The organism is Kitasatospora sp. NPDC092039 (assembly GCF_044756065.1).
Lineage (GTDB): Bacteria > Actinomycetota > Actinomycetes > Streptomycetales > Streptomycetaceae > Kitasatospora.
Genome location: NZ_JBIVSD010000001.1, coordinates 47,446 through 60,405, shown reverse-complemented (window position 1 = coordinate 60,405; position 12,960 = coordinate 47,446). Strand labels below are relative to the sequence as shown.

At 76.6% G+C, this 12,960-nt stretch carries 10 protein-coding genes; 5 read left to right on the top strand and 5 right to left on the bottom strand.

Features of this window, described 5'->3' with window-relative positions:
- Positions 1-12: 12 nt before the first annotated feature.
- From ACIQI7_RS00260 to ACIQI7_RS00250, 3 genes are all read right to left on the bottom strand, one after another.
- Entirely contained in the window at positions 13-2,163 is a 2,151-nt protein-coding gene (locus ACIQI7_RS00260) for a YbdK family carboxylate-amine ligase (RefSeq protein WP_401103359.1), read from the bottom strand.
- A gap of 139 nt (positions 2,164-2,302) precedes the next feature.
- Positions 2,303-3,373, bottom strand: coding sequence for an iron-containing redox enzyme family protein (locus tag ACIQI7_RS00255; protein ID WP_401103357.1), 1,071 nt, complete (start codon positions 3,371-3,373; stop codon positions 2,303-2,305).
- Between the two features lie 118 nt (positions 3,374-3,491).
- Positions 3,492-3,644: a hypothetical protein gene (locus ACIQI7_RS00250; protein WP_387755976.1), complete on the bottom strand. Its 153-nt coding sequence runs from the start codon at positions 3,642-3,644 to the stop codon at positions 3,492-3,494.
- A gap of 204 nt (positions 3,645-3,848) precedes the next feature.
- On the opposite strand from ACIQI7_RS00250, the gene ACIQI7_RS00245 reads away from it, so the two are divergent.
- Genes ACIQI7_RS00245 through ACIQI7_RS00235 form a run of 3 tightly spaced genes read left to right on the top strand, consistent with a single transcriptional unit; the run spans position 3,849 to position 7,479 of the window.
- Positions 3,849-4,376 (top strand): (2Fe-2S)-binding protein, encoded by a 528-nt coding sequence (locus ACIQI7_RS00245; RefSeq protein WP_401103354.1) that lies wholly within the window; start codon positions 3,849-3,851, stop codon positions 4,374-4,376.
- On the top strand, positions 4,373-5,377 hold the full coding sequence (locus ACIQI7_RS00240) for an FAD binding domain-containing protein (RefSeq protein WP_401103352.1): 1,005 nt from the start codon (positions 4,373-4,375) through the stop codon (positions 5,375-5,377). Before ACIQI7_RS00245 ends, ACIQI7_RS00240 begins: the two co-directional genes overlap by 4 nt.
- Positions 5,374-7,479 carry a xanthine dehydrogenase family protein molybdopterin-binding subunit gene (locus tag ACIQI7_RS00235; RefSeq protein ID WP_401103351.1) on the top strand — a complete coding sequence of 702 codons (2,106 nt, stop codon included), beginning with the start codon at positions 5,374-5,376 and terminating at the stop codon, positions 7,477-7,479. The genes ACIQI7_RS00240 and ACIQI7_RS00235 overlap by 4 nt, the downstream gene beginning before the upstream one ends.
- A gap of 253 nt (positions 7,480-7,732) precedes the next feature.
- Here the strand turns inward: ACIQI7_RS00235 and ACIQI7_RS00230 are convergent, their stop codons facing one another.
- Positions 7,733-8,584, bottom strand: a complete 852-nt coding sequence (locus tag ACIQI7_RS00230) for a class I SAM-dependent methyltransferase (RefSeq protein ID WP_401103349.1) — start codon at positions 8,582-8,584, stop codon at positions 7,733-7,735.
- A gap of 504 nt (positions 8,585-9,088) precedes the next feature.
- On the opposite strand from ACIQI7_RS00230, the gene ACIQI7_RS00225 reads away from it, so the two are divergent.
- Both ACIQI7_RS00225 and ACIQI7_RS00220 read left to right on the top strand, forming a co-directional pair.
- The gene (locus ACIQI7_RS00225) at positions 9,089-10,030 is read left to right on the top strand and encodes a TIGR01777 family oxidoreductase (protein WP_401103347.1); all 942 of its coding nucleotides are present in this window, start codon (positions 9,089-9,091) and stop codon (positions 10,028-10,030) included.
- A gap of 125 nt (positions 10,031-10,155) precedes the next feature.
- Positions 10,156-11,034 carry a hypothetical protein gene (locus ACIQI7_RS00220; RefSeq protein ID WP_401103345.1) on the top strand — a complete coding sequence of 293 codons (879 nt, stop codon included), beginning with the start codon at positions 10,156-10,158 and terminating at the stop codon, positions 11,032-11,034.
- Positions 11,035-11,115: 81 nt separating this feature from the next.
- Here the strand turns inward: ACIQI7_RS00220 and ACIQI7_RS00215 are convergent, their stop codons facing one another.
- Positions 11,116-12,960, bottom strand: a complete 1,845-nt coding sequence (locus ACIQI7_RS00215) for a complex I subunit 5 family protein (protein WP_401103343.1) — start codon at positions 12,958-12,960, stop codon at positions 11,116-11,118.

Below are 12,960 nucleotides of genomic sequence, written 5' to 3'. Positions count from 1 at the left end.
GCCGACGCAGGGCTACAGTCCGGGGGCGTAGGGGGCGATGCCGATGATCAGGATGTCGCGCCGGCCGTCGTCGCCGTCGTCGCCGAGGCGGACGGGCCCGACGTAGTGGCTGACGCGGCAGTCGTGCACCCCGTAGCCGTCCAGCGGCTCGGTGAGGACGAAGCGGTCGAGGACGTCCTCGGGCGGCAGCGCGTCGGGTTGGCGCCCGGCGCTCCCGGGGGTGGCGATGACGTTCTCGCCGCCCTCGACGTTCCGTCGGCCGATCAGGTGGGCGAAGGTGAAGGTGGCCGGTGAACCGCCGTCCTGGTGCAGGCAGTTGGGCGAGGAGACGGCGACCTGCTCGCGCCCGTGCACACCGAGCGAGATCAGGTGGACGCCGACGTAGACGGGGACGCGGTGGAGGTCCTCCAGCCACAGGGCGTGGCCCAGGTCGGCGCGGATCAGGGCGTCGAGCAGCCGGTTGTCCTGCAGGGCCGACGGGATGTCGGGCAGCCGGCGGAGCACCCGCGGGTACTCCGGGTTGTGCTCGTCCTGCCAGTACTCGGTGACGGTGCCGAACTCCTCGTCGGGCGCTCCGGGGGTGTACGACAGCTCCCCGGTCCAGGGCAGGTGGACGGCGTGCGAGTAGCGGCGGAACCGGTGGGTCTCCCGCGCGTACGGGTCCGCGGGCAGGTCCTTGTACGCTCCGGCCAGCTCGGCGAAGTCCGCCGCCATCGCCTGGAGGTCGATGCCGAGGTCGGCGGCGCCCAGGCGGGCGTAGCCGTCCCGGCGGACCCGGACCGCCCGCTCCTCGGCCGGGGCCCCGGCCTCCCGGCCGGACATGCTCACGAGGTCTTCCATCGGCTGCTGCTCCCTACGCTTCCGGTCGTCCTCCGGCACGGGTCCGACTTCCCGCCCGTGTCCGGTCGCACCCCTCCACGCTGGCACGCCCCGGGCGGTCACACCGCCGGGGCGTCCGCCGTGCGGATGAGTGCGGGCCCGCGGCCGCCCCGGCTCGGCGGTTCCGGCCGGGATCATGCAGCCCGCGAGGTCGTCCACGACCGCGCGCAGGCCGCCCCGCCGGTGCACGGCGCGCTGGCGGTGGGCACCGCTTCCCCGGGCGGCCAGCCGTTCGACGAAGGCCGCCGCCCGTTCCAGGTCCCCCAGGTCCTCCAGCGCGGCGCCGATGTGCTCCAACAGCCGCCGGGCCCGCTCCGGCGCGGGCAGCATCCGCCCGCTCAGCGCGTCCGCTCCCGGCCCCGGCCAGCCGTCGCGGGTGGCGTACCAGTACGCGCCCCGCAGGAGCTCACCGCGCGGGGCCGGGCCCGGATCGCCCGCCTCCACGAGCCGGGCGGAGGTCACCACCAGTCCCCGGACGACGGCGGCCAGCGCCACCGTGTCGGCGACCTCGGCCGGGACGTCCATGCACCGCACCTCCAGTGTCGGGAACCGCGGGTGGGGCCGGGTGTCCCAGAACGGCAGCTCGGCGAAGGAACTCCCGCCGACCTCCGCCATCGCGGCCGCGACGCGCCGGTAGTCGTCGAAGGACTCGACCCGCGGCGGCGGACCGAGGGAGGGGAAGCGCAGCCGCAGCACCGAGCGCCAGCTCGCGTACCCGGTGTCCCGGCCGGCGTGGAAGGGCGAGTTGGCGCTCATCTCCACCAGCAGCGGCAGCCAGGGGCGCAGGTGGTTGCCGGCCAGGGCCGCCACCTCGCGGTCGGGCAGGCACACGTGGACGTGCAGGGCGCAGACGGCGAAGTCGTCCATCAGGGTCCGAAACAGCTCCACCCCGTCGCGGTACCGGGGGTGCTCGCCCACCGGCACCACGCCACCGCCGCCGAGCACGGGCGTCGCGCTCGGGCACACCGCCACGCCCTCGGCCGCGGCGCACGCGGCGAGCTCGCGGCGCAGCCGCGTCAGCCGGGTGGACAGTTCGGCCATCGTGGCGCACGGCGGCGTCCGCGCCTCGATCTGGAGGTCCGTGAACTCCCCGGACACCAGGTCGCCCAGCACCCGGCCCGCCCGCGCCGCCAGCCGTGGCCCGGCCGGCACGGCGGCGCGGCTGTCGGCGTCCACCAGGAAGTACTCCTCCTCGACCCCGACCGTCGGCGCCGACCCGCGTTCCGGCTCGGCGCCCCGTGCGGGACTCGGCTCCCGGGCGCCTCGCGCCGTGTCGTCGCTCACGTCACCAGGGTCGCCCGCGCGGAGCCCGCCGTCATCCGGTACGTGCTCCGAGCCGGGCGGCCGACCCGTCCGCTCCGGTTCGGCGGGGCCGCCCGGCACTGGCGACCGGTGTGAGCGGCGCCGGGCCGAGGCCCCGGAGTCAGCCCGCGACATGGGCGAGGGGTGCGAGGGGTGCGCGCAGGGACGTCCGTCCGGCTCGCCAGGACGTGAGCAGGTGCTCCGCGAACCGGTCGCCGACCAGGGTGGCGGCGGCGATGCCGAAGGCGATGTCCGGCGCCAGTTCCGGTTCCGCGGCGAGCAGTTCCTCGATGACGCCGCGGCGCACCAGCTGCTCGTGGACGGCGTCGGCCTCGACGTGCTCGCGGTAGAACAGGGTGCCGTCCGCGCCGCCGCCCAGCCGTTCCAGGGCCCGGGCGAGCCGGGCCGAGCCGGGCGAGGAGGTGATCTCGATGGCCGCGAACTGCCCCACCGCCGCGCCGCGGAGCGCGCGGTGCAGCCCGAAGAGGGTCATGAGGTTCACGACGGCGAGCATCGGGGCGGGCACGAGGTCCCGGTAGTGCCCGTACCCCGGGTCGAGGCCGAAGGCGGCCATCATCCGGGCGTAGAGCAGGCAGTGGGCGCGGTCCGGGCGGCCGGCGCCGTACTCGTCGTAGGCGACCGCCATCAGCACCGCCTGGGCGGGGCCGTGGATCCGCGGCAGGACCCACAGCTGCGGGTCCGCCTCCTTGAGGTGGTAGACGGACCGGTGCACCAGGTACTCCTGCGCGTGCCGCCGTTCCCCCTCGGCCAGCAGGAAGTGCGAGGGGCCGCTGCCGTCGGACGGCTCCGTCAGCAACCGTTCCAGCAGCTCCGGCAGGGGCGGCACCGGTTCCGTCCCGGCGCGCACCGCGGCCAGGAAGGCGTCCTCCAGCCCGCGCCGCAGGGTGAGCAGGACGGGGTCCCACTCCCAGCCGGGGTGGACGCCCGGCAGGCCGCGGTCGTGCAGCTCGTAGCAGAGGTGCAGTGCCAGCTGGTGGTCCTCGCCCCAGGGGTCGGGGAAGGGGCCGCCCGGCACGGGGCCCCGGGCCGGGCCGGGCGGCGGCCCGGCCGTCACGAGGTCGAGCACCGCCGCCGACAGCGGCCCGCGCGGCGCGGGCCGCCGCGGACCGGCCGAAGGGACGGGGCCGCCCCGGCCGGGCGCCGGTGCCCGCTGCTCACGTCCGTCCATCATCTCCGCCTCCTCGCCTTGCACCTCGCCTTTCACCGCCGCCGCCGGAGCGGAGGACCCGCAGGACCGGGCGCGGCGGGCCGTCACGGTGCGCCGCGACGGCCCGCCGCGCCCGTCAGGCTCATCTGCGCCGCCCCAGGCGCACGCCTCCCAGGACCAGGGCGACGACGAAGAGCACCGCGCCGATGACCAGCAGCCACAGCAGGCCCTTCACCAGTGCGCCGACGAAGCCGAACACCACGGCGATGAGCAGGATGAACAGGAACAGTGCCACGACGGCTCCTCCCTCTCTCGGTCGTTGGGCCTCAAGGCACCCTTGACGTTCCCGGCGTCTGCCCGCAAACGGACGTCGTACGCACCGGGGGGCCACCGGCCGGGCGCACCGACGCGCGGGCCCGGGTTCCGGCCGCTGCCGCCAGGGGTGTGACGGGGCGCCGTGCGCCGTGTGGGCGCCGCCGGGGCGGGGAAACCTGGTGCGATGGAGAGGGAGATCACCGTACGGGTCGACGGCACCGCGCGTCGGCTGACCGTCGACACGCGCACGACACTGCTCGACGCGCTGCGCGAACGGCTCGGAGTGACGAGCCCCAAGAAGGGTTGTGACCACGGACAGTGCGGCTCCTGCACGGTGCTGTCCGGCGGCCGCCGCGTGCTGGCCTGCCTCACGCTCGCCGTCACCCAGGACGGCGCCGAGGTCGTCACCGCCCAGGGGCTCGCCGCCGACGGGCTCCACCCGGTGCAGCAGGCCTTCGTCGACTGCGACGCGCTCCAGTGCGGGTACTGCACCCCCGGGCAGGTCGTCTCCGCCGTCGGGGTGCTCGACGAGTTCGCGCAGGGCTGGCCGAGCGCCGTCACCCGGGGCCCGGGCGCACCGGAGCCGGGACGCGCCGAGGTGGCCGAGCGGATGAGCGGCAACCTGTGCCGCTGCGGGGCCTACGTCAACATCGTCACCGCCGTGCTGCGGGCAGCGGGCCGGCCCGCCACCGATCCGGAGGTGTCCCGGTGAGACCGTTCGACTACCACCGGCCCGCCGACGCCGCGGCCGCCGTGCGCAGCGTCGCCGGCCGTCCGGACGCGGTCTTCCTCGGCGGCGGGACGAACCTGGTGGACCACCTCAAGCTGGGCGTCGCGCGGCCCGCCCTGGTCGTCGACGTCTCCGGCGTCCTGCCGACCGGGGTCGAGGAACTCGGCGACGGCGCCCTGCGGATCGGCGCGGGGGTCAGCAACAGCGCGCTCGCCGCGCACCCCCGGGTGCGCGAGTGGTTCCCGGTGCTGTCACAGGCCCTCCTGTCGGGGGCGTCCGGGCAGCTGCGCAACATGGCCACCACCGGCGGCAACCCGCTGCAGCGCACCCGCTGCGTCTACTTCCAGGACGTCACGACCCCGTGCAACAAGCGCGAGCCGGGCTCGGGCTGTTCGGCGGTCGGGGGATGGACCCGCAACCACGCGATCCTCGGCGCCTCCGAGCACTGCATCGCGGTCCACCCCTCGGACATGGCGGTGGCGCTGGCCGCGCTCGGGGCGCAGGTGCGGGTGCTCGGCCCGGCCGGCGAGCGCACGATCCCGTTCGTCGGTCTGCACCGGCTGCCCGGCGACGAGCCCGAGCGCGACACGGTGCTCGAACACGGCGAGCTGATCACCGCGATCGACCTGCCGGGAGAGCCGATCGCCCGCCGCTCGGCCTACCGCAAGGTGCGGGACCGGGCCTCGTACGCGTTCGCCCTGGTCAGCGTGGCCGCGGCGCTCGACGTCCGGGACGGGGTGGTGGCGGACGCGCGGATCGCCTTCGGAGGCGTGGCGCACGCTCCGTGGCGCGCGTACCGGGCCGAGGAGGCCCTGCGGGGCGCTCCCGCCACGGAGGCCGGCTTCCGGGCCGCCGCGGACGCGGAACTCGACGCCGCCCGGCCGGCCGGGGGCCTGGACGGCGGCAACGCGTTCAAGATCCCCCTGCTGCGCCGCACCCTCGCCGCCACCCTGCGCGGCCTGACCGGGAAGGACACCCCGTGACGCTCCCCGACGAGCCGGCCGCCGTCGGCCGCGACCTGCCCCGCCGGGACGGCACCGTCAAGGTCCTGGGCACCGCCACCTACGCCCACGAGACCCCGCTGGCGGACGCCGCCCACCTGTACGTCGTGCAGGCCGCCGTCGCCCGGGGGCGCGTCACGGAACTGGACACCGCGGCGGCCGAGGCGCTCGACGGCGTGGTCGCCGTGCTCACCCACGACCGGGCGGAGCGGCTGGCGTCCGTCGAGGACCGCGAGCTGGCGGTGCTCCAGGACGCGGAGGTCGCCTTCCGCGGCCAGGTCGTCGCGGTGGTCGTCGCCGAGACCTCCGAGGTGGCGCGGCACGCGGCCGGCCTCGTCCGGGTCGGCTACGCGCAGCAGGCGCACGACACCGAACTGCGGGCCGACCGCGAGGACCTGTACACGCCGGAGACGGTGAACCCGGACTTCCCCACGGACACCGCCGAGGGCGACGTGGACGCCGCGATGGCGGCGGCGGAGGTGACCGTCGAGGAGACGTACAGCACCGCGCGGAACCACAACAACCCGATGGAACCGCACGCCACGGTGGCCCGGTGGGACCCGGCGGGCGAGGGCTTCCTCACCCTGTGGGACTCCACCCAGGGCGTCCACTCGACGCGGTCCGCCCTGGCGGAGGTGTTCGGTCTCGACGAGGAGCGGGTGCGGGTCGTCTGCCCGTACGTCGGGGGCGGGTTCGGCTCCAAGGGACGGCCGCACGTCAACGTGGTGCTCGCCGCGATGGCCGCCAGGGCGGTCCCCGGCCGGCCGGTGCGGCTGGCGCTGACCCGCCGGCAGATGTTCGACCTGACCGGGTACCGCACCCCCACCATCCAGCGCTGCCGCCTCGCGGCCGGGCGGGACGGCACGCTGTCCGCGGTGGCCGTCGACGTCGTCGAACAGACCTCACGCATCAAGGAGTTCGCGGAGCAGACCGGCGTCCCCGCGCGGATGATGTACGCCGCGCCGAACCGGCGCACCACCCACCGGCTGGCCGCCCTCGACGTGCCGGTGCCGTCCTGGATGCGCGCCCCGGGCGAGTGCCCCGGGATGTTCGGTCCCGAGGTGGCGATGGACGAGCTGGCCGAGCGCCTCGGCCTGGACCCGGTCGAGCTGCGGATCCGCAACGAGCCCGCCGTCGAACCCGGCTCGGGCAAGCCGTTCTCCAGCCGCGGCCTGGTCGGCTGCCTGCGCGAGGGCGCGGCCCGGTTCGACTGGGCCCGGCGCGACCCGCGGCCGGGCGTGCGCCGCCGGGGCGACTGGCTGGTCGGCACGGGGGTGGCGGCCTCGACCTACCCCGTCAGCCGGATGCCGACGTCGACGGCGACGATCCGGCGGGAGGGCGGGGGCTACCTGGCCGAGATCGGTGCGGCCGACCTCGGCACCGGGACCTGGACCACCCTGGCGCAGATCGCCGCGGACGCGCTCGGCGTGCCGGTGGAGCGGGTGGAGGTGCGGATCGGCGACACCGACTACCCGGTCGCGTCGGTGGCCGGGGGTTCCTCCGGCATGACGACGTGGGGATCAGCCGTGGTCGAGGCCGCGCGTGCGCTGCGTGCCCGGTACGGGGCCGAGCCGCCGGACGGGGCGCAGGCGTCCGGGAGCGTCGGGCCGGCGGACGAGCGCTACGCGATGCACGCCTTCGGGGCGCAGTTCGCCGAGGCGCACGTCCACGCGGACACCGGCGAGGTACGGGTGGCGCGGCTGCTGGGCGTGTTCGCCGCGGGCCGGATCATCAACCCCCGTACGGCGCGCTCGCAGTTCGTCGGCGGGATGACGATGGGGCTGTCCATGGCCCTGCACGAGAGCGGCGTACTCGATCCGCGGACCGGCCACGTGGTCAACCACGACCTGGCCGAGTACCACGTCGCGGCGAACGCGGACGTCGACCGGATCGAGGCGCACTGGCTCGCCGAGCACGATCCCCACGTCAACGCCATGGGGTCCAAGGGCATCGGGGAGATCGGCATCGTCGGGACGGCCGCCGCGGTCTCGAACGCGGTGTGGCACGCCTGCGGGGTACGGGTCCGGCACCTGCCGATCACGCTGGACAAGGTCCTGCCCGCGCTGGAGGAGCGGGCCGGGTGACGCCCGGGGCCGCCGGTGACGCGGCCGGGGGGCGAAGCCGTCCACCTCGGCGACGGGCCGACGGGCCGACCGGCCGACCGGCCGTCCGCACCGGCGGCCCCGGGCGTCACCCGGTGGCCGGCTGAGCCGAGCTGAGCCGCCCCGGGAAGCCGGACCCGGGAACCCCGGGGGAGGGCCGGGACGGCGAAGCGCCGCTGCTGCGGGCCGAGTAACGGGCGAGGGCCGGTCACCTCGGGACGGCCGGACGGCGGGGTCACCTCCGGCGCACGCGCAGGACGCCGGTCAGCATCGGGAGGGTGAATTCGCCGGCGCCGGTCTCCGGGCGGGCGGCGAGATAGGCGCGGGACTCGTCCAGCAGGGCCTCGCGCTCCTGCTCCGGCATGACCAGGACGCCCGCCTTCGTGCCGAGGGTCGCGACGAGGGAATCGGCGGTCCGACGCTGTCCGTGCGGGAACTCGGCCTGCTCCGCGGAGTCGAACCAGGCCTCCCCGCCGGACCGGGGGAGGTGCATCCGCGCCGTCTCGGTGCGCCAGCCGGCGGGCAGGTCGCGCGGACCGATGGCGGCGGGGCCGGTGACCCGGGCGAGGCCGGCCACCCAGTCGACGCCGTCGTCGAAGACGTTCCACAGGCCGGCCAGGACGCCGCAGGGCGCGAGCACCCGGGCGATCTCCGGCCCCGCGAGGTCCATGTCGAACCAGTGCATGGCGTTGCCGGACACCACGGCGTCGACGGCGCCGTCCGGCAGCGGGATCGCCTCGGCGCTGCCCGGCAGCGCGCGGACGGCCGGGAGCGAGCCGCGCAGTTCGGCCAGCATCGCCGGGTCGGGTTCGACCGAGACCACGTCGTGGCCCAGCGCGGCCAGCGTGGCGGTGAGCTTGCCCGTTCCCGCGCCGAGGTCGAGCACCCGCGGGCCGGGCGCGGCTTCCAGGGCCCACCGCACCGCGGCCCGCGCGTAGTCCGGGCGGTGCTCGGCGTAGGCGGCCGCCGCCCGGCCGAACGACGAGCCGTGCAGCCGCCGTTCGTCCTGGGCCGATGCCCGCCCGGTGGGCGCCGGGCGGCGTGCGTCGTGCTGGTGGTGCTCGGTGGTGCGGTCGGTCCCCGTCATCGTGGCTCCATCCGGTCGGCGGTCCGCGCCGGGTGCGCAGCGCGGTGGCCGTCCGGGGTCGACCTGACCCGGACGGCAAGAGCTATCGGCTCGATGTATCGAACCGATACATCGTGACCCTAGGTACCGGCGGGCTCCCGCACAAGGGTCCGCTTCCGGCTGACCGGTGATCAGGGCCGGTGGCCGGTGGCCGCGTTGACGCGGTGGCGATCGAGCTGTGCGTGCCGTCCACCGTCTCCTGCCACGGTGAGGAGGTCGCCGCCCCGGACTGCGGGGGCTGCTCGCGCTGTCGGCGGGGGAGGTGGGGGCCGGGGGCGGCTGGTGGGCGGGCTGTGGCCGGAAGGGGGGCCCGAGCGGCCGGAGAAGGCGCTGCAGGTGCTGGTGTCCCCGGCCCGGCCACCGGGCCGCCGGGGGAGCAGGGGAATTGAACGCGTTCAGAAGTGTGGGCTAGGCTGGCTCCGAGGCGCCCGGGGAACCGGGGAACCGAGGTGCGAGGGGGAGCCCATGAAGGTCGTCATTCCCGGCGGATCCGGCGCGCTCGGAACGCTGCTCGACCGGAGCCTGACCGCCGCCGGACACCAGGTCGTCGTCCTCAGCCGCAGGCCCGCAGGGCCCCGGCAGATCGGCTGGGACGCGCGGACCCTCGGCGCCTGGGCGGCGGAGGTCGACGGCGCCGACGTCGTGCTCAACCTCGCCGGGCGCAGCGTCAACTGCCGCTACACCGAGGCCAACCGGCAGGAGATGATGGACTCGCGGGTGCACTCGACCCGGGTCGTCGGCGAGGCCGTCGCGGCCGCCCGCCGGCCGCCCGCCGCCTGGCTCCAGATGAGCACCGCCACCGTCTACGCCCACCGCCACGACGCCCCCAACGACGAGTGCGACGGCCTGATCGGCGGCAGCGAACCCGACGCCCCGCCCGCCTGGCGGCACAGCATCGACGTCGCCCTGGCCTGGGAGCGCACCCAGGCGGAGGCCGACACCCCGCACACCCGCCGGGTCGCGCTGCGCACCGCCGCCGTCCTGGGCCCCGAGCGCGGCGGCTCCCTGGACGCGCTCTCCTGGCTGGCCCGGCTCGGCGCCGGCGGCCCGGTCGCGGGCGGCGCCCAGTACGTCTCCTGGATCCACGAGCGGGACTTCGCCCGCGCCGTCGAGTTCCTGATCGCGCGCGAGGACCTCACCGGCCCGGTCAACCTGGCCGCCCCCCACCCGCTGCCCCAGCGCGAGTTCATGCGCGAGCTGCGCAGTGCCTGGGGCATGCCGCTGGCCCTGCCCGCCACCCGCTGGATGGCCGAGCTGGGCGCCTTCGCGCTGCGCTCCGACACCGAGCTGCTGCTGAAGAGCCGACGCGTCGTCCCGACCCGCCTGCTCGACGCGGGCTTCACCTTCGACCACCCGGCCTGGCCGCAGGCCGCCCGCGACCTCGTCCGGCGGCTGCGCGGACGGTAGCGTCCGGTCCGGCGGCGCGGCGGTTCGTCACGGGGCCGTCACAGCTCCCCGCCGGGGCTTGCCCGGGCCGGGCGCCCCCGGGAGCGTGGAGCCGCACGCGACGGGCGAACCGGGGGCGGGACGGGATGCGGACGATACGGCTGCGGTACGCGCGGCTGCGGGGCGAGAGCCTGGGAGCCGGCTGTCTGCTGGGCCTGGTCACGCTGATCGCGCTGACGGAGTCCGGTGCCACCGCCCCGGCGACGGGTGTGCTGATCGCGGCCGTGGTCGCCGCCGCGGTGGCGGCCGGGACGCCGTACACCTGCCGGCTGCGGGAGGAGGCGGACGGCCTCACCGTGGTCCGGCTGCTGGTCGCCCGGCGCTACGCCTGGTCGGAGATCCGCGGGCTGCTCATGGAGTTCGACGAGGAGGACGAGACCGGCGTCCGCCGGATCACCCTGCGGCTGCGCCTGGCGGACCCGCCTGGCCGGTTCTGGGGCCCGCTGTTGGGCCAGTTCGCCGTCACCGACGAGGACCGGCCGCGCGGCGTCGAACCGCGCGCCCTGGCCGAGCTGTTCGCCCTGTTCGGCCGGCACGGACTGCCCGTCGACCGGCCGGACTTCGCCGACGCGGTGCTCTCCCTCCACGGGCTGCCCCGGCTGCCGCCCCGGCCGGTGCGGACAGTGCCGGCCGGGCCGGTGCCCACGCCGGTGGAGGCCTACGCGGACGCCCCGGGCGTGGAGGAGGAGCAGCGGGACCTCGCGGCCTGCCGGAGCACCGTCAAGAGCCCGCCCCGCAAGCGGCGCGAGTACCTGCTGCGGATCGCCGCGCGGGCCGACCGCGTGGCGCTGGGCGGCGGGGACGCGGACGTCGAGCAGGTGGTGTGGGCGCGGATCGCGGCCGGGTACCTGACCGAGCACGACGGCGCCACCGCCGACGGCGACGACGCCCGGGCGTACGTCCGCCAGCAGTACCTGGACTGGTCCCGGGCCTCCGCCGAGCCGCGGAACGGCCGGGGACGCTGACCGCCGGGGGCCCGGGAGTCCGCAACCGGGCCGCGACGGCCGGCCGGGCCGTACGTGAACGTCACGGGCCGACCGGGGGCGTCACAGCTGGGCGGTGAGGGCGACCAGCAGGGCGGCGAGTCCCACGGCCAGCCAGGCGACGTAGTCCCCCAGCAGGCCGGAGTGCAGGCGGCGCAGCGGCAGGACGGCGGCGCGGTGCAGGCCGCTCGTGCCGCGCCCGGGCGCCCGTCGGACGGCGGCCGTGGCGAAGCCGACGGCCAGCAGCGCGGAGAGCAGGCCGAGCCCGAGGCCGGAGGCCGTCCACCAGGCCTCCGGCGCGGCGGCCGCGGGTACGGGCGGGCGGCCGAGGGTGTCGGCGAGGTAGGCCTCGCGGCCGGTGAAGGCGGCCGCGCCCGCCGCGAGGGCCCGGCCGACGCCGGGCAGGACGCCGACGGCCAGGCAGCCGGCCAGCAGCAGCGCGGGGGCCAGGACCATCGGCGGGGGCAGCCGCCGGTCGGGCGGGCGGATCTCGGGCTCCTCGCCCTCGCCGGTGGTCGCGGCCACCTCCGGGTACTCCCTCGGCGGTGCGCCGACCCCGCCGAAGACCCGCAGGGCCGCCCGCAGCACGGCGCCGCCGGTCAGCGCCGACACCAGGACGAACACCGCGGGCAGCCAGGCCAGTTCGTGCCCGGCGGCCTCCTCGGCGACGGCCTTGCCGAGCCCGGTGCCGAACGGCGGCAGCCCGGCCAGGGCCAGTGCCCCGAGGACGAACAGCAGCCCGGTGACGCGCAGTTCGCGGGCCCGGCCGTGCAGCCCGTGCTCGTCCACCGAGCCGTACCGGTCGAGCAGCACGCCGGTGAGGCCGAACAGCGCGGCCTTGGCTCCGGCGTGGCCGGCCACGTACACCGCGGTGCCGGCCAGCCCGGCCGGGGTGAGCAGGGCCGCGCCGATCAGGAACAGCCCGACGTGCCCGACCGTGGAGAACGCCAGCAGCCGCTTCAGGTGCCGCTGCTGCCAGCACATCACGGCGCCGACCAGCGCCGTCAGTACCCCGGCGGCCAGCAGGGTGTCCCGCACGACGGCGTCCGGCAGTCCGCCCGCCCCGGCGAAGACCACCCGGTGGATCCGGGCCACGCCGTACACCCCTAGTTCGACCATCACCCCGGACAGCAGCATGCACACCGGGCTCGGGGCGACGGCGTGCGCGTCCGGCAGCCAGAAGTGGAACGGCGCCGCGGCGGCCTTCACCAGCGGACCGGCCAGGACCAGCACGAAGGCGATGACCAGCAGGGCGTCCGGGCCGCGGCCGGGCGCGGCGAGGCGGTCCAGCTCGGCGCCGATCTGGGCCAGGCCGAGTTCACCGGTGCGGGCGTAGAGCAGGCCGATGCCGAGCAGCGAGAGGTAGGCGGCGGCCGAGTTGACCAGCCCGAAGGCCAGCGCGCCGTGCAGCGGGCGCGGGTCCTCGATCCGGAAGCCGGTCAGCGCGTACGCGACGGCGCCCATCAGCTCGAAGAAGACGAAGGCGTCGAAGAGGTCGCCGGTGAGCGCGAAGCCGCACATCCCGGCCTCGAAGAGCAGCAGCAGCGCGGGGAACAGGCCGCCGCGCTCGCCGGAGGGCTCGTCGAAGTAGCGCCAGGCGTAGCAGAGCACGGCGAGCACGAGGACGGCCGCGAGCAGGGCGAGGCCGCTGCCGAGGCGGTCGGCGACCAGCACGATGCCCACGCTGTGCCCGTCGCTCGGGGTCCAGCCGCCCAGCCAGGAGACCGCCCGGCCGTCCGGGCCGGTCCGGGCCCACAGCAGGGCGAGGCAGACGACGTCGGCGGCGGCCAGGGCCGTGGCCAGCACGTCGCGGCCGAGGCGGGGCAGCCAGCGGCCGGCGACGGCGGTGACGGCCGCGCCCAGCAGCGGGACGGCGACGGCCAGCGGCAGCAGGTCGGCGGTGCGCAC